This window comes from Pseudomonas sp. CLCA07 (assembly GCF_053615335.1).
This window is the reverse complement of the sequence record NZ_CM132131.1, coordinates 2,009,130-2,031,743: the sequence shown is the minus strand read 5'-3', so window position 1 is coordinate 2,031,743 and position 22,614 is coordinate 2,009,130. Positions and strand designations below refer to the sequence as shown.

Sequence of the window (22,614 nt, the reverse complement as noted above, 5' to 3'; positions counted from 1 at the left end):
CGAATTATGACGCCCCTAGAACGATATCAAGCTGATCTGAAGCGCCCGGAATTCTTCCATGACGCCGCGCAGGAAACTGCTGTGCGCCATTTGCAGCGCCTGTACGACGATCTGGTCGCGGCCTCGCAGAACAAGCCGGGACTGCTCGGCAAACTGTTTGGCAAGAAAGAGCAGGCGCCGGTCAAGGGCCTGTACTTCTGGGGCGGCGTGGGTCGCGGCAAGACTTACCTGGTCGACACCTTCTTCGAAGCGCTGCCGTTCAAGGAAAAGACCCGAACTCACTTCCACCGCTTCATGAAGCGTGTGCATGAAGAGATGAAGACCCTTGGCGGCGAGAAAAACCCGCTGACCATCATCGCCAAGCGTTTCTCCGACGAGTCGCGAGTGATTTGCTTTGATGAATTCTTCGTCTCCGACATCACCGATGCCATGATCCTCGGCACGCTGATGGAAGAGCTGTTCAAGAATGGCGTGACCCTGGTCGCGACCTCGAACATCGTACCGGACGGTCTGTACAAGGACGGCCTGCAACGCGCGCGCTTCCTGCCGGCCATCGCGCTGATCAAGCAGAACACCGACATCGTCAACGTCGACAGTGGTGTCGATTACCGCCTGCGTCATCTTGAGCAAGCGGAGTTGTTCCACTTTCCGCTGGATGACGCCGCTCAGGACAGCCTGCGCAAGAGCTTCCGTGCGCTGACGCCGGAATGCACTGCCGCGGTCGAGAACGACGTGCTGATGATCGAGAATCGCGCAATCCGCGCCGTACGCACGTGCGATGACGTGGCCTGGTTCGACTTCCGCGAACTGTGCGATGGCCCGCGTAGCCAGAACGACTACATCGAACTGGGCAAGATCTTCCACGCCGTGTTGCTCAGCGATGTCGAGCAGATGAGCGTCACCACTGACGACATCGCCCGTCGCTTTATCAACATGGTCGACGAGTTTTACGACCGTAACGTCAAGCTGATCATTTCTGCCGAAGTCGAGCTCAAAGACCTCTACACCGGTGGTCGCCTGAACTTCGAGTTCCAGCGCACGCTCAGCCGTCTGCTGGAGATGCAGTCGCACGAATTCCTGTCCCGGGCGCACAAGCCGTAGGACTTATCGGAATACAAAAAAGGGCCTGCAGATGCAGGCCCTTTTTTTGTGCTTCTCTTTTGGCTCACCACAATCCCTGTGGGAGCGAGCCTGCTCGCGAAAGCGGTGGTTCAGGCAACTTCAATGTTGAATGTGAGTACGCTTTCGCGAGCAGGCTCGCTCCCACATTTAGATTGTGTGGGGGCTAAAGTTTACGCCGCTTGCTGAAACTGCTGCCGATACTGGTTCGGCGACAATTCAGTGTGCTGACGGAACAATCGCGCAAAGAAGCTCGCATCGTCGTAGCCGACCTCATAGCTGATGGTCTTGATGCTCTTGCGGCTGCCGGACAACAGGCCCTTGGCAGTTTCGATGCGCAGTCGTTGCAGGTAGTGCAGCGGCTTGTCGCCGGTCGCAGTCTGGAAGCGGCGCATGAAATTGCGGATGCTCATGCCGTGTTCGCGGGCCACGTCTTCGAAGCGGAACTTGTCGGCGAAATGCTCTTCGAGCCAATGCTGGATCTGCAGGATGATCACATCCTGGTGCAGCTTCTGTCCGCCAAAACCGATACGTCCCGGGGTATAACTGCGCTGTACTTCGTAGAGAATATCCCGCGCCACGGCTTGCGATACGTTGGCGCCGCAGAAGCGCTCGATCAGGTAGACGTAAAGGTCGCAGGCCGACGTCGTGCCGCCTGCGCAATACAGGTTGTCGGCGTCGGTCAGGTGTTTGTCCTGTTTGAGGTGAACCTGTGGGAAGCGCTCGGCGAAGGCGTTGAAGAAACGCCAGTATGTGGTTGCTTCCTTGCCATCGAGCAGGCCCGCCTCGGCTAGCCAGAACACCCCGGTCGCTTCGCCGCACAACACCGCGCCGCGGGCATGTTGCTCACGCAGCCATGGCAGGATCTGTGGATAACGTTTGCTGAGCGTGTCGAAGTCATCCCAGAAGGCGGGGAGGATGATGATGTCGGTGTTTTCCAGGCCACCGTCTACCGGGATGATGACATCGCTGAAGCTATTCACCGGTTTGCCATCGGGACTGACGAGTCGGATTTCGAACGACGGTGTCAGGCCTTGGCCCAGTTGTTTGCCATGGCGCAGGCTGGCCATGTGGAAAAAGTCTTTGGCTTGCAGGAGGGTGGAAGCGAAAACTCGGTCGATTGCCAGGATGCTGACGCGCCGCAAGGGCGTGGAGACTTGCTTAGACATAATTCAACTTTATTTTTATAGGAGAAAGTGGTCATCAAACGGCTGGATCGTCTTATTTTTTGTCTGATGTGTCCAGTGTCCTGTGTCGAATGCGGGGCTTAGTCTCTGAAGATCAACTCCTCTAACAATAACGACAGGTGCCGCATGATCCCCAGAACCTTGTTCAGCTCCGAGCACGAACTTTTCCGCGACAGCGTGCGAACGTTCCTCGAAAAAGAGGCGGTGCCGTTCCATGGGCAATGGGAAAAACAAGGCTATATCGACCGCAAGCTCTGGAACAAGGCAGGGGAGGCGGGGATGTTGTGTTCGCATCTTCCGGAGGAATACGGCGGGCTGGGGGCGGACTTTTTGTACAGCGCGGTAGTGATCGAAGAGGTCGGGCGCCTGGGGCTGACCGGGATCGGTTTTTCCCTGCATTCGGACATCGTGGCGCCGTATATCCTGCATTACGGCAGTGAAACGCTGAAGCACAAGTACCTGCCGAAACTGGTGTCTGGCGAGATGGTCACGGCGATCGCCATGACCGAGCCGGGGGCCGGGTCCGATCTGCAAGGGGTGAAAACCACGGCGGTACTGGATGGCGACGAGTACATCATCAACGGTTCGAAAACCTTCATCACCAACGGCTTTCTGGCTGATCTGGTGATTGTCGTGGCCAAGACCGATCCAAAGGCCGGCGCCAAGGGCACCAGCCTGTTTTTGGTCGAGGCCAACACCCCTGGTTTCGACAAGGGCAAGCGTCTGGAAAAGGTCGGGATGAAGGCGCAGGACACCTCGGAGCTGTTTTTCCAGGACGTTCGGGTGCCCAAGGAAAACCTGCTGGGGCAAGCCGGAATGGGCTTCGCTTACCTGATGCAGGAATTGCCGCAAGAGCGCCTCACCGTGGCCATTGGTGGGCTTGCGTCGGCTGAAGCGGCGTTGCAATGGACGCTGGACTACACCCGCGAGCGCAAGGCGTTCGGCAAGGCGATTGCCGACTTCCAGAACACCCGCTTCAAACTGGCGGAGATGGCGACCGAGATCCAGATTGGCCGGGTGTTTGTCGATCGCTGCCTGGAACTGCACCTGCAAGGCAAGCTGGATGTGCCGACGGCGGCGATGGCCAAGTATTGGGGCACGGACCTGCAATGCAAGGTGCTCGACGAATGCGTGCAGTTGCATGGCGGCTACGGTTTTATGTGGGAATACCCGATTGCCCGGGCATGGGCGGATGCGCGGGTGCAGCGGATTTATGCCGGCACCAACGAAATCATGAAAGAGATTATTGCGCGGTCGCTTTGATCTGCATTGACTGAACTGCCGCCATCGCGGGCAAGCCACGCTCCCACAGGAATAACCGTACCTGTGGGAGCGTGGCTTGCCCGCGATTGGGTTTATGAATCCATCAAGGTGCCGGGTTCGGGTGATCCTTGTGAATCGCCTCAATCCCTTCCAGCACTTCGTCCGAAAGTTTCAGCTCGAAGCTGGCAATGTTGCTGTCCAGTTGCTCAAGCGTCGTTGCACCGATGATGTTGCTGGTGACGAACGGCTGTTGATTCACGAATGCCAGCGCCATCTGCGCCGGGTCCAGGCCGTGTTCACGGGCCAGTGCCACGTAACGGCTGCACGCTGCTTCCGATTGTGGATTGAAATAGCGGCTGAAGCGGCTGTAGAGGCTCAGGCGGCCTTTCGGCGGGCGCGCGCCACCTTCGTACTTGCCTGACAGGAAACCGAACGCCAGCGGCGAGTAAGCCAGCAAGCCGCATTGTTCACGAATGGCAATCTCTGCCAGACCGACTTCGAAGCTGCGGTTGAGCAGGTTGTAGGGGTTCTGGATCGACACTGCGCGCGGCCAGCCACGGGCTTCGGCCAGGGCGAGGAAGCGCATGGTGCCCCATGGCGTTTCATTGGACAGGCCAATGTGGCGGATCTTGCCGGCCTTGACCTGTTCGTCCAGTGCTTCGAGGGTATCTTCCAGCGGCGTGAGGTTGGCTTCGCTCTTGTGTTTGTAGCCCAGTTGGCCGAAAAAATTGGTGCTGCGTTCCGGCCAATGCAGTTGGTAAAGGTCGATGTAGTCGGTTTGCAGGCGCTTTAGGCTGGCGTCCACGGCTTGCGTGATGTGCTGGCGGTTGTGGCGCAGGTTTTTGTCGCGGATGTAGTCGATGGTGTTGCCGGGGCCGGCGATCTTGCTGGCGAGGATCCAGTCGGCACGATCACCACGACTTTTGAAGTAATTGCCGATGTAGCGCTCTGTGGTGGCATAGGTATCTGCCTTGGGCGGCACCGGGTACATCTCGGCGGTGTCGATGAAATTGATCCCGGCACCTTTGGCCCGTTCAATCTGGGCGAAGGCTTCAGCTTCGCTGTTTTGCTCGCCCCACGTCATGGTTCCGAGGCAGATAGCGCTCACGTTCAGATCGGTTCGGCCTAGCTGTCGATAGTCCATCAGGTGCTCCTTGGGCAAAACAATCATAAAAGCAGGTTGAAATATTTTCCGCAATCTGCATAATTGCGCACCTCTTTCTGCAGTGGAAGTGATGCGCCGCCGCCGAAGAATCTTGCCGTTGAACGGACGCGCCGACCCGAGCCCCCGAAAGCGTCTGTATCCGGCTGCCTTTGACTTGTCAAAGTACGCACTATTCAGTAAGATCCGCCGTCTAATTTACAGGGCGGCCCCTGAGGCTATAAAGAATGAAAACTTTTACTGCTAAACCGGAAACAGTACAGCGCGACTGGTTTGTCGTCGACGCTGCAGGTCAGACCCTGGGTCGTCTGGCCACCGAAATCGCGAGCCGTCTGCGTGGCAAGCATAAAGCTGAGTACACTCCTCACGTTGACACCGGCGATTACATCGTCGTTATCAATGCCGAGCAGATTCGTGTAACCGGTGCTAAAACCACCGACAAAATCTACTACTCCCACTCCGGTTTCCCGGGCGGCATCAAGTCGATCAACTTTGAAAAGCTGATCGCCAAAGCCCCTGAGCGCGTGATCGAGACCGCGGTCAAAGGCATGCTGCCTAAGAACCCGCTGGGTCGCGACATGTATCGTAAGCTGAAAGTCTATGCGGGCGCTGTACACCCTCATACTGCTCAGCAGCCCCAAGAACTGAAGTTTTAACGGAATAGTTCATTATGTCGGCGACTCAAAATTACGGCACTGGCCGTCGCAAGACCGCAACCGCACGCGTTTTCCTGCGTCCGGGTACTGGTAACATCTCCATCAACAACCGTTCGCTGGATAATTTCTTCGGCCGCGAAACTGCCCGCATGGTAGTTCGTCAGCCGCTGGAATTGACTGAGACTGTCGAGAAGTTCGACATCTACGTCACCGTGATCGGCGGTGGTGTAAGTGGTCAAGCTGGCGCAATCCGCCACGGTATCACTCGCGCACTGATGCAGTACGACGAAACCCTGCGTGGCGCTCTGCGCAAAGCTGGCTTCGTTACTCGCGATGCTCGTGAAGTTGAACGTAAGAAAGTCGGTCTGCGTAAAGCGCGTAAGCGTCCGCAGTACTCGAAGCGTTAATTCGCTTTCACGTTCGAAAAAGAACGCCCAGTTTCCTCACGGAGCTGGGCGTTTTTTTATACGTGTGATTTATCAAAGAATTGCGCTGTGACAACTTGCCACATCCGTAGAGCCCCTATACTACAAGGCTTGGCAGTGGAGCCCTTCGGTAATTACCTTGTCAGAATTGGGGCTTTTCATTACCATTCGGCAAAATTTTTATAAGTACATAGATTTACTTAGTAGATGCCTGATTTAACAGGCCACAAAGCTGATGGGAGAGGACTGAATGAGCAATGACGGCGTGAATACAGGCCGGCGTCGCTTCTTGGTAGCAGCCACATCCGTGGTGGGTGCTGCAGGAGCGGTGGGGGCTGCGGTCCCGTTCGTGGGGTCATGGTTTCCCAGTGCCAAGGCGAAAGCCGCAGGTGCACCGGTGAAAGTGAATGTCAGCAAAATCGAGCCAGGCCAGCAGATGATTGCTGAGTGGCGCGGCCAGCCGGTATTCATTGTCCGCCGTACTCCGGAAATCCTGGGGAATCTGAAAAAGATCGAAGACGACCTCGCCGATCCTGATTCCAAACAATCGACGCAACCGGCCTATGTCAACCCGGAAACACGTTCGATCAAGCCAGAAATTCTGCTGCTGATCGGCATTTGCACGCACTTGGGTTGTTCGCCTACTTTTCGTCCGGAAGTGGCACCGGCGGATCTTGGTCCGAAATGGGTAGGTGGATATTTCTGCCCTTGCCACGGCTCCCATTACGATCTGGCTGGTCGCGTCTACAAGTCGCAACCTGCGCCTTTGAACCTGCCGGTTCCCCCGCATTCCTATGAGACCGATGAGCTTATTGTCATTGGCGTCGATACGGAGAAAGCGTGATGAGCAAGTTCATGGATTGGGTAGATGCGCGCTTTCCCGCGACCAAAATGTGGGAAGACCATCTCAGCAAGTACTACGCCCCGAAGAACTTCAACTTCTTCTATTTCTTTGGCTCCCTGGCGCTGCTCGTTCTGGTTAACCAGATCGTCACCGGTGTCTGGCTGACCATGAGCTACAACCCGTCGGCGGAAGAGGCGTTTGCTTCCGTCGAATACATCATGCGCGACGTCGAGTACGGCTCGATCCTGCGTCTGCTGCACTCCACCGGCGCTTCGGCGTTCTTCATCGTGGTTTATCTGCACATGTTCCGTGGCTTGCTCTACGGTTCGTACCAGAAGCCGCGTGAGCTGGTGTGGGTCTTCGGCATGCTGATCTACTTGGCGCTGATGGCTGAAGCCTTCATGGGTTACCTGCTGCCGTGGGGCCAGATGTCCTACTGGGGTGCCCAGGTGATCATCTCGCTGTTCGGTGCGATCCCGGTCATCGGTAACGACCTGACCCAGTGGATCCGTGGTGACTACCTTATTTCCGGTATTACCCTGAACCGCTTCTTCGCGCTGCACGTTGTTGCCTTGCCGATCGTGATCCTTGGTCTGGTGGTGTTGCACGTTCTGGCGTTGCACGAAGTCGGTTCGAACAACCCGGACGGCGTCGACATCAAGAAATACAAAGACGAAAACGGCGTACCGCTGGACGGCATTGCCTTCCATCCGTACTACACCGTGAAAGATATCGTCGGCGTGGTGGTGTTCCTGTTCATCTTCTGCTCGATCGTGTTCTTCTTCCCGGAAATGGGCGGTTACTTCCTCGAGAAGCCGAACTTCGAAGTGGCGAACGCCTTCAAGACCCCAGAGCACATCGCTCCGGTCTGGTACTTCACGCCGTTCTACGCGATTCTGCGGGCGATTCCGGACAAACTCCTGGGTGTTATCGCCATGGGTGCAGCCATCGCCGTGCTGTTCGTCCTGCCGTGGCTGGACCGCAGCCCGGTCAAGTCGATGCGCTACAAAGGCTGGCTGAGCAAGATCTGGCTGTGGGTGTTCTGCATCTCGTTTGTGATCCTGGGTGTACTGGGCGTATTGGCCCCAACGCCAGAGCGGACGCTGCTGTCGCAGGTGTGTACGTTCCTGTACTTCGCCTACTTCATTCTGATGCCGTTCTACACCAGGCTTGAGAAGACCAAACCGGTTCCGGAAAGGGTGACTGGCTGATGAGAAAGCTATTTGCTGTATTGATTCTTGCTGCTATGCCTATGTTGTCCTTCGGGGCTGAGCACGGTGGTCCTGAGCTGGAAAAGGTCGACATCGACGTTTCTGACAAGGCGGCCTTGCAGGATGGCGCGCGTACATTTGCCAACTACTGCATGGGCTGCCACAGCGCCAAGTTCCAACGCTACGAGCGTGTTGCCGATGATATTGGCGTTCCCCATGATCTGATGATCTCGAAGCTGGTGTTCACCGGCGCCAAGATTGGTGACCACATGAAAATCGGCATGCAGCCGGCAGACGCCAAGGCCTGGTTCGGTGCGGCTCCGCCTGACCTGACGCTGGTGGCTCGTGTTCGTGGTACTGACTGGCTCTACGGCTACCTGAAGTCTTTCTACGAAGATCCGTCGCGTCCGTGGGGCGTGAACAACAAGGTCTTCCCGAACGTTGGTATGCCTAACGTGCTGGCTGGTCTGCAGGGTCGTCAGATTATCGGTTGCAAGCAGGTTCAGATCGTCGAAGACGGCAAGAAGCAATTTGACCCGTTGACTGGTACGCCTTTGACTCATGAAGCATGCGATCAGATGACTATCGTGCCGAAAAGCGGTGCTCTGACCGAAGAGCAGTTCGATGAGAAGGTCAAGAATCTGGTAACCTTCCTGGCTTACTCGGCTAACCCGGTTAAGCTGCAACATCAGCGCATCGGTACATACGTCTTGCTGTACTTGGCGTTTTTCTTCGTATTCGCTTATTTGCTCAAGCGTGAATACTGGAAAGATGTGCACTGATAAAGCTTCAAGCAATTGCTGTTAATCGCGCGCGCCCAAGGGCGCCTCTGAAGGTGTAACGAGCCTGGTGATCCAGGCGTTACGGGAGGCGCCCTCTGGGCGCGCTCGTTTTTCCGCTTCCGATAATTTCAACAAGCGAGGAGGACCGCCATGGGCGTGACCAATCGGTTGGCCTGTTACTCCGACCCCGCCGACCACTATTCCCACCGAGTGCGTATCGTACTTGCAGAGAAGGGTGTCAGCGCCGAGATCATTTACGTGGAAGCTGGTCGTCAGCCGCCTAAACTGATTGAGGTGAACCCTTACGGAAGCCTGCCCACCCTGGTCGATCGTGACCTGGCGTTGTGGGAGTCGACCGTGGTGATGGAATATCTGGATGAGCGTTACCCGCACCCGCCTTTGTTGCCGGTTTATCCAGTGGCGCGTGCCAACAGCCGTCTGCTGATTCATCGTATTCAGCGTGACTGGTGTGGCCTGGTGGATCTGATCCTGGATTCACGGACCAAGGAAGCTGCCCGCGTGGTCGCTCGTAAAGAGCTGCGCGAAAGCCTGACTGGCGTGTCGCCGTTATTCGCCGACAAGCCGTTTTTCCTCAGTGAGGAACAAAGTCTGGTGGATTGCTGCCTATTACCAATACTCTGGCGCTTGCCGATTTTGGGTATTGAACTGCCGCGGCCTGCCAAGCCGCTGCTTGATTATATGGAGCGCTCGTTTGCGCGTGAGGCATTCCAGGCGAGTCTGTCTGGTGTCGAACGCGATATGCGCTAAGGCTTAAGGAGCCGCTATGAACTCCAGTCGACCTTATCTGGTCCGCGCGCTCTACGAGTGGATTGTGGACAACGATTGCACCCCGCACATGCTGGTCAATTCCGAGTATCCGTCGGTGCAGGTGCCTCAGGGTTTTGCCAGTGACGGACAAATTGTCTTGAACGTGTCGCCGCAAGCCGTGCGTCATCTGCACATGGATAACGAGGCGGTCAGTTTCGAAGGGCGTTTCGGTGGCGTGCCGCACACCTTGTACGTGCCTATCGCCTCGATCCTTGGGATTTACGCCCGGGAGAATGGCCAGGGCATGGTGTTCGATCTGGAATCGCCTATGGAAGACGAGGAAGAGATCGAGCCGGATGATGATATTCCGCCACCCGACAGCGAGCCGCCGCGTCCCAGCGGTCGACCCAGTTTGAAAGTGGTGAAGTAATAAAAAAGGCGATCCGGATGGATCGCCTTTTTTATTACTTCCGTAGGAGCCGAGCTTGCTCGCGATGGCGATTTCAAAGACGCCATCGCCAGCAAGCCGTGCTCCTGCAGGGGCGGGTGTCAGTCGATGTACTCAAACAGCTTCACAATCTTCTGCACACCGGAAACGCCCTGTACCAGGTTGGTAGCCTGAGTGGCTTCCTGTTTGGTCACCAGACCCAGCAAGTAGACGATGCCATTTTCGGTCACAACCTTGATGCGCGAGCCAGGAATGTAGGCGTCGGTGAGCATCTGGGTCTTGATCTTGGTGGTCAGCCAGGCGTCGTTCTGGCGCGCCAGCAATGAGGAGGGCGGCATGATCTGCAATTCGTTGTGGACCGTTTTTACCCGTTGAACAGCGGCGGCAGCCTGTTCGGCTTTAGCCTTGAGGTCTGCGCGAGGCGTCTGTCCGGCGAGCAGCACCACGCCGTTGAAGCTGGTGACGACAATGTGCGATTCGTTGTCCAGGGCAGGGTCGGCTTTGGCCACGTTTACGCCGACTTTGGTATCGATCAGGGAATCGTCGATCTTGCTGCCAAAGGTGCGCGTGCCACGGTCATCTTCAATCGGCGCTTCACGGCTGGCGTTAACCACCGAAGTGCAGCCGCTGATGCCAAGGCACAGGGTCAAGGCCAATAGGCCTAGGCGATTAGGGGTCATTCTTCACTCCCGAACAATTGGCTGTCGATCAAATCGCAAAGGCAATGGATCGCCAGCAGGTGGACTTCCTGAATACGTGCGGTGACATTGGCCGGTACGCGAATCTCGACGTCCTCGGGCAAAAGCAGTGACGCCATGCCGCCGCCATCGCGACCGGTCATTGCTACGACAACCATTTCGCGATCATGTGCGGCCTGGATCGCCTGAATTATGTTTGCCGAGTTACCGCTGGTGGAAATCGCCAGCAATACGTCGCCCGGTTGGCCGAGGGCGCGAATCTGTTTGGAGAAAATTTCGTTGTAGCTGTAGTCGTTGGCAATCGAGGTGATGGTCGAGCTGTCAGTGGTCAGCGCGATGGCTGGCAGGCTCGGGCGTTCGCGTTCGAAGCGGTTGAGCAGCTCCGACGAAAAGTGCTGGGCATCGCCGGCGGAGCCGCCGTTGCCGCAGGAAAGCATTTTGCCCTCATTGAGCAGGGCGTTGACCATCACTTGGCTGGCTTGCTCGATGTGCGGTGCAAGTACGTCCATCGCCATTTGCTTGGTGTCGATACTGGCCTGAAAAAGCTGGCGAATTCGGGATTGCATGTCCATCTGTGTGACCTTAATTAGCGCGGCTACTCGGCACATGAATGTGCAGCCCGCAATGCAAAGAGCAAAAGTGTTGGGTGAAAGTGTCCGGTTCGGGGCGCAAGCGATCAACTGTCGAAGGCATTCTGCAACCAGTTCAACTGATCAAGGTTGCTGTCGATGGCAACCACGTCGAAGCGGCAAGGGGAATTGGCCCAACGCGACTCGCGCTGAAGAAAATACTGTGCAGCGAAAATCAGTTTCTGCCGTTTGCGCTCATCGATGCTATCGAGCGCGCCACCCCATTGGGTGTTTTTTCTGTAGCGGACTTCAACGAATACTACTGTATCGCCATCAAGCATGACCAGATCAAGCTCGCCGCGTTTACACAACCAGTTCTGCGCCAGCAGGCGCAGACCTTGTTGTTGAAGATGCTCGAGCGCATGGCGCTCGGCATCTTTACCGCTTTGCTGGCGTGACCTGTCAGGCATCAGTTCGGAGTACTTGGCAGGCGTTGAACCTGGCCATTGACGAATTGAGCCCACGGCAGCTGACGCACGACGCGTTGGTTCTGAGTCAAGCTCAGGCTACCCGACTGACCTTCGAGGCGGCTGTCCGGCAAGGCTTTGAGTTGCCCCAGGCGTGGCGCCAGGCGGTAAGCATCGACGCCCATGGCATACAGGCGACCGAGGCTGCCGGAGGCTTGTGGCCATTGAGCCGTAACCTGCCTGCGCAGCGGATCATTGGCGTCCAGCAACCACGGAGTTTCGCAGAAGCGAATGCCGTTCATGTCGTTGTACTGATTCACGTCGCCGCTGGCACTGTACACGTGGGAGGTGGCGTAAACCGGCACATCACCTGCGTACTGGAAGTTCAGGGTCGGTTTGATCTGTTGAGCCTGTTGCGGAGTGGCGGCCAGGAAGATGAATTCAATGTCCTGGCGACGCGAAGGCTGGGCGGCGACCTGTGAGCCGACGGTGCTTTGCAGGCTTTTCGCGCGGCCTTCGCTCTGGCGCAGTTGGAACATGTCAGCAATCTGCTGGGCCAGTTGAACCGGTTGGTCTACGCGCTCGGTGACAACGATGGTGCCGCCGTTGGCTTGCCAGTCCTGGCTGAATGCGCGGAGTACGCGATCGCCCCATTCGCCTTTTGGCACCATGATCGCGGCGCGATGCAGGCCATCGGCGCGCGCGCGGCGAGACACTTCGCGGGCTTCGTCTTCAGCGGCCAGGCCAAACTGAAACAGTTGCGCCGGGCCTTGTTCGCCTTCGCTGTAGTTCAGCGCCAGGGTGGTGATCGGCAATTGCGGGCGGGCGCTGAGCTGTTTAACCAGTGGTTTTTCCAGCGGGCCGACCACCAGTTGCACGCCATCGGCCTGGGCTTTGCGGTAGAACTCGTCCATCGACGTCAGCTTCGAGCTGTCATAAAACTCGATGGCGGGTGGCTTCTGGCCAGTTTGTTGGGCCTGGTAGTAAGCGGCCATGAAGCCTTCGCGCAATGCTTTGCCGACCGACGCCAGCTGGCCGTCTTGTGGCAGCAGCAGGGCAATCTTGCTCAGGGGTTGGCTGGCCAGGTCCTTGAGGTTGGTCAGTGCCAATGGCAGATGAATGGCGGCCGGGTGTTTAGGGTTTTGCGCGCGCCAGTTGTCGATTGCTGCTTGTTGCTGCTCCAGCGTCCCGGCCGTTTTCACCGCCAGTGCCAGGCTCATCCAGCCGCCGAGGTCGTCGGAGGTGGTGGGCTGCAGTTGGTCGGTGGGCAGGGAGGCGATCAGGATCCAGATCGCATCGTGGTTTTTGCTGGCCGCTTCACCGCTCAGCATTGGCGCGATAAAAATACGCTCCCGTGCGGCAGCCAGCGTCTGGCCATCTGCTTCAAGGGCGCGGGCATGGACTGTGCCGGTGCGAACCTGTTGCTCAGCCGGCAGCTCGCTCAGGCGTTGCAAGCTCGGATGGCTCAAGGCCGTCAGCGCCGCTTTGGGCTGGTTGCGCACCATCGCCAGTTCCGCCGCCAGCGTACTGGCGAAGACTTGTGGGCCTGGCTTGAGTTGCTCGACCGGAACCTGCTGCAGGATTTGCGCGGACTGGCCGGCATTCCCTTGGCGGTAGGCCACGTCTGCGGCGCTCAGGCGCAGCAGGGCAGCTTCTTCCGGGTCTTTGCTTTGATTGGCCTGCCCGAGCAGTTGCTCGACGCTGGCATTCGGGGTCCGTGGAACTTCGCCAAGGCTGGAGGAGGGCGAGCTGGCGCAAGCCGCCAGCAAGGCAGCGAGGCAGAGGGCAGTAAACAGCCGCAGGCAAGCGATCATGTAGTGTTCCTGTTACTCGATCAAATTAGCGTGGAATTGTACCCAAGCACTGGCCGGGGCGCGATGTTACTGGCGTGAATCGATCAATTTAGCTCGTGTAAATGTTGCAGCACTGCACAAAAGGCGGGAAAACCCGGGAAGGGCCAGGCGTATCGCGAGCGCGCTACGCGCTACAATGTCACTTTTTACCGATCATGAGGTGTGCGCTTTGACTGCTCCAGGTGCTTTGAATTCCGCTGCTGGCTCGCTTTATGTGGTGGCGACGCCCATCGGCAACCTGGACGACATCAGTGCGCGTGCGCTGAAGATCCTTCGTGAGGTGGCGTTGATTGCCGCCGAAGACACTCGCCACTCCCAGCGATTGATGCAGCATTTCGGTATACCCACGCCGCTGGCGGCGTGTCACGAACACAACGAGCGGGATGAAGGTAGCCGCTTTATCACGCGTCTGCTGGCAGGCGACGACGTGGCGCTGATATCCGATGCCGGCACGCCGTTGATTTCTGATCCCGGGTATCACTTGGTGCGTCAGGCCCGTGCTGCGGGGATCAATGTGGTGCCGGTTCCAGGAGCCTGCGCATTGATCGCGGCGCTGTCGGCGGCGGGTTTGCCATCCGACCGGTTTATCTTTGAGGGCTTCCTGCCGGCCAAGGCGGTCGGTCGCCGGGCTCGTCTTGAGCTGGTAAAGGAAGAGCCGCGCACGCTGATTTTCTACGAAGCTCCGCACCGCATTCTTGAATGCCTGCAAGACATGGAGCTGGTGTTCGGTGGCGAGCGTCAGGCGTTGCTGGCTCGTGAAATCACTAAAACCTTTGAAACCCTCAAAGGCCTGCCGTTGGCCGAGTTGCGTGAGTTCGTCGAGTCGGACAGCAATCAGCAGCGCGGTGAATGTGTGGTGCTGGTGGCCGGCTGGGCTGCACCTGAGACCGAAGACGCGGTCAGCAGCGAAGCGATGCGCATCCTCAACCTGTTGCTCGAAGAGATGCCGCTCAAACGTGCGGCCGCCTTGGCTGCGCAAATCACCGGCGAGCGCAAGAATGTGCTGTATCAGGTTGCGCTGGATAAGCAGAAGGGCGAGTAAAACCCGACGTGCAGGAGGGGTCAAAGGCGTTTAGCGCTTGTTCTTCGGCCGCTCTGCCGTTAACCTTTGCGGCGGAGAGTCGATCGGACAGTCGCTGCCCTCTATGAAAATTAGGGGGGGGAGGAAAGTCCGGGCTCCATAGGGCGAAGTGCCAGGTAATGCCTGGGAGGCGTGAGCCTACGGAAAGTGCCACAGAAAATAACCGCCTAAGCGCTTCGGCGCCGGTAAGGGTGAAAAGGTGCGGTAAGAGCGCACCGCACGTCTGGCAACAGTTCGTGGCTAGGTAAACCCCACTTGGAGCAAGACCAAATAGGGTCCCAAGGCGTGGCCCGCGCTGGGACCGGGTAGGTTGCTAAAGATGTCCAGTGATGGCCATCGTAGACGAATGACTGTTCAAGACAGAACCCGGCTTACAGATCGACTCTCCACCTTTTTTCCTCCCTGTTTGAATCTTTGAACAGGGCGCTGGTAGTGGCAAATTCCCTCCTTACCGAATCATCAGCAGAAGCACTTTCGTAATACCAAAAAAATCTTACTCTTAACAAACTACTTTAACTTCCGAGCGCAGCTCTCTGTGCTGACTCAAGTTATTGAGTGTGATGACACGTCGGATTTCCGTAACACCTCCTCCTACGCTCCTAAATCTCAGTTCTGTAAGGGTTTTCCTTTAATCCGCGCCTTGACGGTGCGGTGGCCGCATTCCTATAGTGTGCACAAGTGGCGGAAAGTGGCATGAAGTGGGTTTTTTGAGCGTAAAACGCTAAAATTTGGAGAGACGCTGACGTGTTTCGCGGAGCTAACGCTATCAGTCTCGATGCAAAGGGCCGACTCGCCATGCCGAGCCGGTACCGTGACGAGCTCGTTTCGCGTAGTTCAGGTCAGTTAATCGTCACAATTGACGCCGTTGATCCATGTTTGTGTGTTTACCCCCTCGATGAGTGGGAAGTTATTGAAACCAAACTGCGCGCACTGCCTTCGCTTCGCGAAGAGAACCGCCGCCTGCAACGTTTACTGATTGGTAATGCCGTCGACCTCGAACTCGATGGCAGTGGTCGTTTTCTGGTTCCGCCGCGTCTTCGTGAATATGCCAAGTTGGATAAGCGCGCGATGTTGGTAGGCCAACTGAACAAGTTCCAATTGTGGGACGAGGATGCCTGGGATGCGGTTTCTGCCGCTGACCTGGCTGCTATTCAACAACCGGGCTCTATGCCTGATGAACTGCGTGATTTGATCCTGTGACTATTGATAGCGGCTTTAACCACATCACCGTACTGCTTGACGAAGCCGTCGAGGCTCTCGCCGTACGTCCTGATGGCTGCTATCTGGACGGCACGTTCGGGCGCGGCGGGCACAGCCGGCTGATCTTGAGCCAGCTGGGTCCCGATGGCCGGTTGCTTGGATTTGATAAAGATCCTCAAGCGATTGCCACCGGGCAGACGCTAGCGGCCGAAGACGGCCGCTTTGTCGTTGTGCAGCGCAGCTTTGCCGAGCTGGGTTCGGAAGTCGCCGAGCGCGGTCTGGCCGGCAAGGTCAGTGGTATTTTGCTCGACCTCGGCGTGTCTTCGCCGCAGCTCGACGACCCTGAACGCGGCTTCAGTTTCCTCAATGACGGCCCGCTGGACATGCGCATGGACCCATCCCGCGGGATCAGCGCTGCGGAGTTCGTCAACACCGCACCGGTAGAAGAAATCGCTCGCGTGTTCAAGGAATATGGCGAAGAACGTTTCTCCGGTCGTATGGCCCGAGCCGTGGCCGAGCGCCGCGACATCAAGCCGTTCGAGCGCACCGCGGACCTGGCCGAAGTCCTGAAAGTCGCCAACCCGGCGTGGGAAAAAGGCAAGAACCCGGCGACCCGTGCGTTCCAGGGCCTGCGCATTCACGTCAACAACGAACTGGGCGATCTGGAAGCCGGCCTCGAAGCCGCACTGGAATGCCTGGAAGTCGGCGGCCGTCTGGTCGTTATCAGCTTCCATTCGCTGGAAGACCGCATCGTCAAACTGTTCATGCGCAAACTGGTTAAAGGTGAAGCCGACAACTTGCCGCGCAACCTGCCGGTACGTCACGTCGCTTTCGAACCGATCATCAAAATCCATGGCAAAGCCAAGTCCGCCTCCGAGGCCGAACTCAAAGCCAACCCACGTTCCCGTAGCGCCGTCATGCGCGTGGCGGAGAAGCTGCGGTGAGCAAGCTTTTCGCCAAGCCACTGCCCGGCGGAAGCTTTTTCATGCTGCTGTTGTTTGCAGGCGTGCTTGTTTCAGCGATCGGCGTTTCGTACAGCGCTCACTGGAACCGTCAGCTGTTGAACTCGCTGTACAACGAGTTGAGCGTGCGCGACAAGGCGCAGGCCGAGTGGGGCCGTTTGATCCTTGAACAGAGCACCTGGACCGCCCATAGCCGTATCGAAGTACTGGCCTCCGAACAGCTGAAGATGCGCATTCCCGGCGCAGCTGAAGTGAAGATGGTGGCGCCATGATGAAACTCGAAGGCGCAATGTTCCCATGGCGTTTCCGCGTGGTGGTCGGATTGCTCGGTATCATGGTCGCGGCGATTTCCTGGCGCATCATCGACCTGCAAGTCGTCGACCGTGCCTTCCTTAAAGGTCAAGGCGATGCGCGTAGCGTTCGTCATATTCCGATTCCGGCTCACCGTGGTCTGATCACCGACCGTAACGGCGAGCCTTTGGCCGTGAGTACCCCAGTCACCACGCTGTGGGCCAACGCCAAGGAAATGCAAACGGCCAAAGAGAAGTGGCCGGCACTGGCGGCCGCGCTGGGTCAGGACCCTAAAGCCCTGGCTGAACGTCTCGAAGCCCAGGCCAACAAAGAATTCATTTACCTGGTACGCGGGCTGACCCCCGAGCAGGGCCAGTCCGTGCTCGATCTGAAAGTACCGGGCGTCTACGGTATTGAAGAGTTCCGGCGTTTCTACCCGGCCGGTGAAGTCACCGCGCACATGGTTGGATTTACCGACATCGATGACCACGGTCGTGAAGGGGTCGAGCTGGCCTATGACGAATGGCTCGCCGGGGTCCCCGGCAAGCGTCAAGTCATCAAAGATCGGCGCGGAAGGCTGATCAAAGATGTCCAGGTCACCAAAAACGCCAAGGCCGGCAAGCCCTTGGCGTTGTCCATTGACCTGCGCCTGCAATATCTGGCCAACCGCGAACTGCGTAACGCGATCATCGAGAACGGCGCCAAGGCGGGCAGCCTGGTGATCATGGACGTGAAGACCGGCGAAATCCTGGCCATGGTCAACCAGCCAACCTACAACCCGAACAACCGTCGCAACCTGCAACCGGCGATGATGCGTAACCGCGCGATGATCGACGTGTTCGAACCGGGTTCGACCATGAAGGCCGTCTCCATGAGCGCCGCAATTGAAACCGGGCGCTGGAAGCCGAGCGATACCGTCGAGGTGTATCCAGGCACCTTGCAGATTGGTAAGTACACCATCAAGGACGTATCGAAGTCCGAAGGTCCGGTACTCGACCTGACCGGCATTCTGATCAATTCCAGTAACGTCGGCATGAGTAAGGTCGCGTTCGATATCGGCGGCGAGACGATTTTCCGTCTGGCGCAAAAACTCGGCCTCGGCCAGGACACCGGCCTCGGGTTCCCGGGCGAACGCGTCGGCAACCTGCCGAACTACCGCGAATGGCGCAAGGCTGAAACCGCCACGCTGTCTTACGGCTACGGTGTTTCCGTGACCGCGATTCAGCTGGTTCACGCCTTTTCGGCGCTGGCCAACGACGGTCGCCTCGCACCCTTGACCCTGATCAAAACCGACAAGGCGCCGCAGACCACGCAAGTGCTGCCGGAAGCCGTCTCGAAAACCATGCAAACCATGCTGACCCAAGTGATCGAAGCGCCGCGCGGTGTATTCCGTGCGCAAGTGCCGGCGTATCACGTTGCTGGCAAGTCGGGTACTGCGCGCAAGACGTCGGTGGGCACCAAAGGCTACGCCGAGAACTCTTACCGCTCGCTGTTCGCAGGTTTCGGGCCGATGAGCGATCCGCGTTACGCGATCGTCGTGGTCATCGATGAACCGACCAAGGCCGGTTACTTCGGTGGTCTGGTCTCGGCGCCAGTGTTCAGCAAAGTGATGTCCGGGACACTGCGCCTGATGAACATTACGCCGGACAACCTGCCGCCGACTGAAACCGCGAATGCTACCCCCGTCGTACCGCTGAAAGCCAATGGAGGGCGCGGCTGATGTCTCTGAGTCTGAACAAGATTTTCGCCCACGCCGGTCGCGATCTGTTGATCCGCGAATTGGCACTCGACAGCCGCAACGTGCGCGCTGGCGATCTGTTTCTCGCCGTCCCGGGCGGACGCTTCGACGGTCGCGCGCACATCGCCGACGCCCTGCAACGCGGCGCTGCCGCTGTGGCTTATGAAGTCGAAGGCGCAACCGTATTGCCGATCACCGAAGTGCCGCTGATTCCGGTCAAAGGCCTGGCGGCGCAGCTGTCGGACATCGCCGGGCGTTTTTATGGCGACCCGAGCCGTCACTTGAATCTGATTGGCGTGACCGGCACCAACGGCAAAACCAGCGTGACTCAACTAGTGGCCCAGGCGCTCGATCTGCTAGGCCAACACTGCGGCATCGTTGGCACGCTGGGCTCCGGTTTCTACGGCGCGCTGGAAAGCGGTCTGCACACCACGCCGAACCCGATCGCCGTGCAAGCGACTCTGGCCGACCTGAAAAAGGCCGGCGCCAAAGCCGTTGCCATGGAAGTCTCTTCTCACGGTCTGGATCAGGGCCGCGTGACCGCGCTGGCGTTTGATGTGGCGGTGATGACCAACCTGTCCCGCGATCACCTCGATTACCACGGCACCATGCAGGCCTACGGCGAAGCCAAGGCCAGGCTGTTTGCCTGGAACGATTTGAAGTGCCGGGTGGTTAACCTCGACGACGAATTCGGCCGCCAACTGGCCGCCGAAAAGGGTGAGTCGCGTTTGATCACCTACAGCCTGGAAGACACCAGCGCCTACCTGTATTGCCGTGAAGCGCAATTCGACGACGAAGGTGTGCGCGCCACGTTGGTGACGCCTCAGGGCGAGCACCATTTGCGCAGCGCCTTGCTCGGTCGTTTCAACCTGAGCAATGTACTGGCTGCGGTCGGCGCCTTGCTCGGTCTGGATTACGCGCTGGACGAAATCCTCCACATCCTGCCGAAGCTCGAAGGCCCGGCTGGCCGCATGCAGCGCCTGGGTGGCGGTACTCAGCCGCTGGTGGTGGTCGATTACGCGCACACCCCGGACGCGCTGGAAAAAGTATTGATGGCCCTGCGTCCACATGCCAAAGGTCGCTTGCTGTGCCTGTTCGGCTGCGGCGGCGATCGTGATCGCGGCAAGCGTCCGCTGATGGCTGAAGTGGTTGAGCGTCTGGCCGATGGCGTGCTGGTGACCGATGACAATCCGCGCACCGAAGACCCGGCTGTGATCTTCGATGACATCCGCGCCGGTTTCAAGGCTGTGGATAAAGTGACTTTCGTGGCAGGCCGGGGCCAGGCGATTGCCCAGTTGATCGCCAGCGCTTCGGTGGATGATGTGATTGTTCTGGCCGGTAAAGGTCACGAGGACTATCAGGAAATCAACGGCGAGCGTCACGACTTCTCCGATCTGGTCGAGGCCGATCATGCCCTGAGCGCGTGGGAGGTGGCCCATGCTTAAAGCCTTGAAGTTGAGCGAACTGACTGGCGCGCTGAATGCTCGCCTGATCACTGCCGACACCACGTTTGATGGCGTCAGCATCGACAGCCGTGCAATCAAGCCCGGCCAACTGTTTATTGCCCTGACTGGCCCGCGTTTCGACGGTCACGACTATTTGAACGATGTCGCAGCCAAAGGCGCCGTCGCTGCGTTGGTCGAACGTGAAGTCGCTGGCAGCATGCTGCCACAGCTACTGGTCAATGACACCCGCCAGGCTCTCGGCCAACTGGGTGCACTGAACCGTGCGGCGTTCACCAACCCGGTCGCGGCCGTCACCGGTTCCAGCGGCAAGACCACGGTCAAGGAAATGCTCGCGAGCATCCTGCGCACGCGCGGTCCGGTGTTGGCCACCCGTGGCAACCTGAACAACGACCTCGGCGTACCGCTGACCTTGCTCGAACTCGCGCCGGAACACACCGCTGCCGTGATCGAACTCGGTGCCTCGCGCCTTGGCGAAATTGCCTACACCGTGGGCATGACCAAACCTCACGTGGCCATCCTCAACAACGCCGGTACCGCCCACGTTGGCGAGTTCGGCGGGCCGGAAAAAATCGTTGAAGCCAAAGGCGAAATTATTGAAGGGCTTGAGGCCGATGGCATCGCCGTTCTTAATCTCGACGACAAGGCGTTTGAAATCTGGAAGGCCCGCGCGGCCGGGCGCAAGGTGCTGACGTTCGCCCTGAGCAATCTCAGTGCCGACTTCTACGCCAGCGACCTGGACCGCGACGCTCGCGGATGCCCGGCGTTTAACCTGCACACGCCTGAAGGTGTGGAGCGCGTTCAATTGAACCTGCTCGGCACGCATAACGTCGCTAACGCCATGGCTGCCGCCGCTGCCGCTCATGCCTTGGGCGTGTCGCTGTTCGGCATCGCCACGGGGCTGGCCGCCGTGCAACCGGTCAAAGGGCGCACCGTCGCGCAACTGGCCACCAATGGCATGCGCGTGATTGATGACACGTACAACGCAAACCCGACCTCCATGTGTGCCGCCGTTGATATACTCGCCGGCTTTTCCGGTCGCACCGTTCTGGTGCTCGGGGATATCGGCGAGTTGGGCGATTGGGCGGAGCAGGGGCACCGCGATGTGGGTGAATACGCCCGCGGCAAGGTGTCCGCGCTGTATGCCGTCGGACCCAACATGGTTTACGCCGTAAACGCTTTCGGTCCACAGGCCTTTCACTTCAGCACTCAGGCTGAGCTGATCAAGGCCCTGGGCGCCGAGCAAGACACCAACACCACCATTTTGATCAAGGGCTCGCGCAGCGCTGCGATGGAAAACATCGTCGCCGCTTTGTGCGGGTCCAGTCTGGAGAAACATTAATGCTGCTGCTGCTAGCGGAGTATCTGCAACAGTTCTACAAAGGCTTCGCGGTCTTTCAGTACCTGACCCTGCGCGGGATTCTCGGTGTGCTGACCGCGTTGGTCTTGTCGCTGTGCTATGGCCCGTGGATGATCCGCACCTTGCAGAACCGTCAGATCGGTCAATCCGTTCGCAACGACGGTCCACAATCGCACTTGTCCAAGTCGGGTACTCCGACCATGGGCGGCGCGCTGATTCTGTCGTCCATCGGCGTCAGCACCTTGCTCTGGGCTGACCTGAGCAACCGTTATGTCTGGACTGTGCTGCTGGTAACCTTGCTGTTCGGCGCCATCGGCTGGGTCGACGATTACCGCAAAGTGATCGAGAAGAACTCCCGCGGCTTGCCGAGCCGCTGGAAGTACTTCTGGCAGTCGGTGTTTGGTCTGGGCGCGGCGGTCTTCCTTTATATGACCGCTGCTACTCCGGTGGAAACCACCCTGATTCTGCCGATGCTCAAGGATTACAGCATTCCGTTGGGTGCTGGCTTCATCGTGCTGACCTACTTCGTGATCGTCGGATCGAGCAACGCCGTCAACCTGACTGACGGCCTCGATGGTCTGGCCATCATGCCGACCGTGATGGTCGGCGGTGGTCTGGGGATCTTCTGCTACCTGTCGGGTAACGTGAAATTCGCTGAATACCTGCTGATTCCCTATGTACCGGGCGCGGGTGAACTGATCGTGTTCTGCGGCGCGTTGATCGGTGCGGGCCTCGGGTTCTTGTGGTTCAACACCTACCCGGCACAGGTTTTCATGGGCGACGTCGGCGCACTGGCGCTGGGCGCGGCCCTGGGCACCATCGCGGTGATCGTCCGTCAGGAAATCGTCCTGTTCATCATGGGCGGCGTGTTTGTGATGGAGACCCTGTCGGTCGTCATCCAGGTTGCTTCTTTCAAGATGACCGGTCGCCGTGTGTTCCGCATGGCACCGATTCACCACCACTTTGAACTCAAGGGCTGGCCTGAGCCACGCGTGATCGTCCGTTTCTGGATCATCACCGTGATTCTCGTCCTGGTCGGCCTTGCCACCCTGAAGCTGAGGTAGAAC

At 58.3% G+C, this 22,614-nt stretch carries 23 protein-coding genes and 1 other RNA gene; 18 read left to right on the top strand and 6 right to left on the bottom strand.

Translation table 11 applies throughout. The features are described 5' to 3' along the window. Window positions 1–6 precede the first annotated feature (6 nt). A complete protein-coding gene (gene zapE / locus ACWGZX_RS09270; RefSeq protein ID WP_033049434.1) occupies window positions 7–1,101 on the top strand; it encodes a cell division protein ZapE in 1,095 nt (364 codons plus the stop codon). A 191-nt stretch (window positions 1,102–1,292) separates the two neighbouring features. On the opposite strand, the gene ACWGZX_RS09265 is transcribed toward zapE, so the two are convergent. Next, window positions 1,293–2,189, bottom strand: coding sequence for a GlxA family transcriptional regulator (locus tag ACWGZX_RS09265; protein ID WP_452628989.1), 897 nt, complete (start codon window positions 2,187–2,189; stop codon window positions 1,293–1,295). Between the two features lie 243 nt (window positions 2,190–2,432). Between ACWGZX_RS09265 and ACWGZX_RS09260 the strand changes: the two genes are divergently transcribed. Then, window positions 2,433–3,569 carry an acyl-CoA dehydrogenase family protein gene (locus ACWGZX_RS09260; RefSeq protein WP_452628116.1) on the top strand — a complete coding sequence of 379 codons (1,137 nt, stop codon included), beginning with the start codon at window positions 2,433–2,435 and terminating at the stop codon, window positions 3,567–3,569. A 103-nt stretch (window positions 3,570–3,672) separates the two neighbouring features. Here the strand turns inward: ACWGZX_RS09260 and ACWGZX_RS09255 are convergent, their stop codons facing one another. Next, window positions 3,673–4,713 carry an NADP(H)-dependent aldo-keto reductase gene (locus ACWGZX_RS09255; protein ID WP_452628115.1) on the bottom strand — a complete coding sequence of 347 codons (1,041 nt, stop codon included), beginning with the start codon at window positions 4,711–4,713 and terminating at the stop codon, window positions 3,673–3,675. A 245-nt stretch (window positions 4,714–4,958) separates the two neighbouring features. Here ACWGZX_RS09255 and rplM point away from each other — a divergent pair, with 245 nt between their 5' ends. The 7 genes from rplM to ACWGZX_RS09220 all read left to right on the top strand — a co-directional run bounded on the left by rplM (window position 4,959) and on the right by ACWGZX_RS09220 (window position 9,847). Next, window positions 4,959–5,387, top strand: coding sequence for a 50S ribosomal protein L13 (rplM, locus tag ACWGZX_RS09250; RefSeq protein WP_007905295.1), 429 nt, complete (start codon window positions 4,959–4,961; stop codon window positions 5,385–5,387). Between the two features lie 14 nt (window positions 5,388–5,401). Further along, the gene (gene rpsI, locus ACWGZX_RS09245) at window positions 5,402–5,794 is read left to right on the top strand and encodes a 30S ribosomal protein S9 (RefSeq protein ID WP_002555064.1); all 393 of its coding nucleotides are present in this window, start codon (window positions 5,402–5,404) and stop codon (window positions 5,792–5,794) included. Window positions 5,795–6,062: 268 nt separating this feature from the next. Continuing rightward, window positions 6,063–6,656, top strand: coding sequence for a ubiquinol-cytochrome c reductase iron-sulfur subunit (petA, locus tag ACWGZX_RS09240; RefSeq protein WP_452628114.1), 594 nt, complete (start codon window positions 6,063–6,065; stop codon window positions 6,654–6,656). Next, window positions 6,656–7,867, top strand: coding sequence for a cytochrome b (locus ACWGZX_RS09235; RefSeq protein WP_223515319.1), 1,212 nt, complete (start codon window positions 6,656–6,658; stop codon window positions 7,865–7,867). The genes petA and ACWGZX_RS09235 overlap by 1 nt, the downstream gene beginning before the upstream one ends. Continuing rightward, the gene (locus ACWGZX_RS09230) at window positions 7,867–8,649 is read left to right on the top strand and encodes a cytochrome c1 (protein WP_452628113.1); all 783 of its coding nucleotides are present in this window, start codon (window positions 7,867–7,869) and stop codon (window positions 8,647–8,649) included. Before ACWGZX_RS09235 ends, ACWGZX_RS09230 begins: the two co-directional genes overlap by 1 nt. Before the next feature lie 150 nt (window positions 8,650–8,799). Next, the gene (locus tag ACWGZX_RS09225; protein WP_007905304.1) at window positions 8,800–9,417 is read left to right on the top strand and encodes a glutathione S-transferase N-terminal domain-containing protein; all 618 of its coding nucleotides are present in this window, start codon (window positions 8,800–8,802) and stop codon (window positions 9,415–9,417) included. A gap of 16 nt (window positions 9,418–9,433) precedes the next feature. After that, complete coding sequence (locus ACWGZX_RS09220) at window positions 9,434–9,847, top strand: ClpXP protease specificity-enhancing factor (protein WP_007943725.1); 414 nt, start codon at window positions 9,434–9,436, stop codon at window positions 9,845–9,847. A 119-nt stretch (window positions 9,848–9,966) separates the two neighbouring features. Here the strand turns inward: ACWGZX_RS09220 and ACWGZX_RS09215 are convergent, their stop codons facing one another. The 4 genes from ACWGZX_RS09215 to ACWGZX_RS09200 form a co-directional block, all read right to left on the bottom strand. Then, entirely contained in the window at window positions 9,967–10,545 is a 579-nt protein-coding gene (locus tag ACWGZX_RS09215) for a BON domain-containing protein (protein WP_452628112.1), read from the bottom strand. Next, window positions 10,542–11,135: a phosphoheptose isomerase gene (locus ACWGZX_RS09210; RefSeq protein WP_223515311.1), complete on the bottom strand. Its 594-nt coding sequence runs from the start codon at window positions 11,133–11,135 to the stop codon at window positions 10,542–10,544. The genes ACWGZX_RS09215 and ACWGZX_RS09210 overlap by 4 nt, the downstream gene beginning before the upstream one ends. Before the next feature lie 104 nt (window positions 11,136–11,239). Then, on the bottom strand, window positions 11,240–11,602 hold the full coding sequence (locus ACWGZX_RS09205; protein WP_019582357.1) for a YraN family protein: 363 nt from the start codon (window positions 11,600–11,602) through the stop codon (window positions 11,240–11,242). Then, a complete protein-coding gene (locus tag ACWGZX_RS09200; RefSeq protein ID WP_452628111.1) occupies window positions 11,602–13,413 on the bottom strand; it encodes a penicillin-binding protein activator in 1,812 nt (603 codons plus the stop codon). The genes ACWGZX_RS09205 and ACWGZX_RS09200 overlap by 1 nt, the downstream gene beginning before the upstream one ends. Window positions 13,414–13,588: 175 nt before the next feature. On the opposite strand from ACWGZX_RS09200, the gene rsmI reads away from it, so the two are divergent. From rsmI to mraY, 9 genes are all read left to right on the top strand, one after another. Next, the gene (gene rsmI, locus ACWGZX_RS09195) at window positions 13,589–14,494 is read left to right on the top strand and encodes a 16S rRNA (cytidine(1402)-2'-O)-methyltransferase (RefSeq protein ID WP_223515303.1); all 906 of its coding nucleotides are present in this window, start codon (window positions 13,589–13,591) and stop codon (window positions 14,492–14,494) included. A 75-nt stretch (window positions 14,495–14,569) separates the two neighbouring features. Continuing rightward, window positions 14,570–14,923, top strand: an RNA gene (gene rnpB / locus ACWGZX_RS09190) — RNase P RNA component class A. Window positions 14,924–15,277: 354 nt separating this feature from the next. Further along, complete coding sequence (mraZ, locus tag ACWGZX_RS09185) at window positions 15,278–15,733, top strand: division/cell wall cluster transcriptional repressor MraZ (protein ID WP_223515300.1); 456 nt, start codon at window positions 15,278–15,280, stop codon at window positions 15,731–15,733. Next, on the top strand, window positions 15,730–16,677 hold the full coding sequence (gene rsmH, locus ACWGZX_RS09180) for a 16S rRNA (cytosine(1402)-N(4))-methyltransferase RsmH (RefSeq protein WP_452628110.1): 948 nt from the start codon (window positions 15,730–15,732) through the stop codon (window positions 16,675–16,677). The genes mraZ and rsmH overlap by 4 nt, the downstream gene beginning before the upstream one ends. Beyond that, window positions 16,674–16,967: a cell division protein FtsL gene (gene ftsL / locus ACWGZX_RS09175; protein WP_007943735.1), complete on the top strand. Its 294-nt coding sequence runs from the start codon at window positions 16,674–16,676 to the stop codon at window positions 16,965–16,967. Before rsmH ends, ftsL begins: the two co-directional genes overlap by 4 nt. Beyond that, complete coding sequence (locus ACWGZX_RS09170; RefSeq protein ID WP_452628988.1) at window positions 16,967–18,706, top strand: peptidoglycan D,D-transpeptidase FtsI family protein; 1,740 nt, start codon at window positions 16,967–16,969, stop codon at window positions 18,704–18,706. Before ftsL ends, ACWGZX_RS09170 begins: the two co-directional genes overlap by 1 nt. Further along, window positions 18,706–20,169, top strand: coding sequence for a UDP-N-acetylmuramoyl-L-alanyl-D-glutamate--2,6-diaminopimelate ligase (locus ACWGZX_RS09165; protein ID WP_452628109.1), 1,464 nt, complete (start codon window positions 18,706–18,708; stop codon window positions 20,167–20,169). Before ACWGZX_RS09170 ends, ACWGZX_RS09165 begins: the two co-directional genes overlap by 1 nt. After that, window positions 20,162–21,529, top strand: coding sequence for a UDP-N-acetylmuramoyl-tripeptide--D-alanyl-D-alanine ligase (locus tag ACWGZX_RS09160; RefSeq protein WP_452628108.1), 1,368 nt, complete (start codon window positions 20,162–20,164; stop codon window positions 21,527–21,529). The genes ACWGZX_RS09165 and ACWGZX_RS09160 overlap by 8 nt, the downstream gene beginning before the upstream one ends. Continuing rightward, window positions 21,529–22,611 carry a phospho-N-acetylmuramoyl-pentapeptide-transferase gene (gene mraY, locus ACWGZX_RS09155; RefSeq protein WP_027922688.1) on the top strand — a complete coding sequence of 361 codons (1,083 nt, stop codon included), beginning with the start codon at window positions 21,529–21,531 and terminating at the stop codon, window positions 22,609–22,611. Before ACWGZX_RS09160 ends, mraY begins: the two co-directional genes overlap by 1 nt. The last annotated feature ends 3 nt before the right edge of the window (window positions 22,612–22,614 follow it).

What these genes read in the sequence shown, in the direction of transcription:
- zapE (WP_033049434.1), top strand. Translation starts at nt 7, where the DNA reads ATGACGCCCCTAGAACGATATCAAGCTGATCTGAAGCGCCCGGAATTC.
- ACWGZX_RS09265 (WP_452628989.1), bottom strand. Translation starts at nt 2,189, where the DNA reads ATGGCCAGCCTGCGCCATGGCAAACAACTGGGCCAAGGCCTGACACCG.
- ACWGZX_RS09260 (WP_452628116.1), top strand. Translation starts at nt 2,433, where the DNA reads ATGATCCCCAGAACCTTGTTCAGCTCCGAGCACGAACTTTTCCGCGAC.
- ACWGZX_RS09255 (WP_452628115.1), bottom strand. Translation starts at nt 4,713, where the DNA reads ATGGACTATCGACAGCTAGGCCGAACCGATCTGAACGTGAGCGCTATC.
- rplM (WP_007905295.1), top strand. Translation starts at nt 4,959, where the DNA reads ATGAAAACTTTTACTGCTAAACCGGAAACAGTACAGCGCGACTGGTTT.
- rpsI (WP_002555064.1), top strand. Translation starts at nt 5,402, where the DNA reads ATGTCGGCGACTCAAAATTACGGCACTGGCCGTCGCAAGACCGCAACC.
- petA (WP_452628114.1), top strand. Translation starts at nt 6,063, where the DNA reads ATGAGCAATGACGGCGTGAATACAGGCCGGCGTCGCTTCTTGGTAGCA.
- ACWGZX_RS09235 (WP_223515319.1), top strand. Translation starts at nt 6,656, where the DNA reads ATGAGCAAGTTCATGGATTGGGTAGATGCGCGCTTTCCCGCGACCAAA.
- ACWGZX_RS09230 (WP_452628113.1), top strand. Translation starts at nt 7,867, where the DNA reads ATGAGAAAGCTATTTGCTGTATTGATTCTTGCTGCTATGCCTATGTTG.
- ACWGZX_RS09225 (WP_007905304.1), top strand. Translation starts at nt 8,800, where the DNA reads ATGGGCGTGACCAATCGGTTGGCCTGTTACTCCGACCCCGCCGACCAC.
- ACWGZX_RS09220 (WP_007943725.1), top strand. Translation starts at nt 9,434, where the DNA reads ATGAACTCCAGTCGACCTTATCTGGTCCGCGCGCTCTACGAGTGGATT.
- ACWGZX_RS09215 (WP_452628112.1), bottom strand. Translation starts at nt 10,545, where the DNA reads ATGACCCCTAATCGCCTAGGCCTATTGGCCTTGACCCTGTGCCTTGGC.
- ACWGZX_RS09210 (WP_223515311.1), bottom strand. Translation starts at nt 11,135, where the DNA reads ATGGACATGCAATCCCGAATTCGCCAGCTTTTTCAGGCCAGTATCGAC.
- ACWGZX_RS09205 (WP_019582357.1), bottom strand. Translation starts at nt 11,602, where the DNA reads ATGCCTGACAGGTCACGCCAGCAAAGCGGTAAAGATGCCGAGCGCCAT.
- ACWGZX_RS09200 (WP_452628111.1), bottom strand. Translation starts at nt 13,413, where the DNA reads ATGATCGCTTGCCTGCGGCTGTTTACTGCCCTCTGCCTCGCTGCCTTG.
- rsmI (WP_223515303.1), top strand. Translation starts at nt 13,589, where the DNA reads ATGTCACTTTTTACCGATCATGAGGTGTGCGCTTTGACTGCTCCAGGT.
- ACWGZX_RS09170 (WP_452628988.1), top strand. Translation starts at nt 16,967, where the DNA reads ATGAAACTCGAAGGCGCAATGTTCCCATGGCGTTTCCGCGTGGTGGTC.
- ACWGZX_RS09165 (WP_452628109.1), top strand. Translation starts at nt 18,706, where the DNA reads ATGTCTCTGAGTCTGAACAAGATTTTCGCCCACGCCGGTCGCGATCTG.
- ACWGZX_RS09160 (WP_452628108.1), top strand. Translation starts at nt 20,162, where the DNA reads ATGCTTAAAGCCTTGAAGTTGAGCGAACTGACTGGCGCGCTGAATGCT.
- mraY (WP_027922688.1), top strand. Translation starts at nt 21,529, where the DNA reads ATGCTGCTGCTGCTAGCGGAGTATCTGCAACAGTTCTACAAAGGCTTC.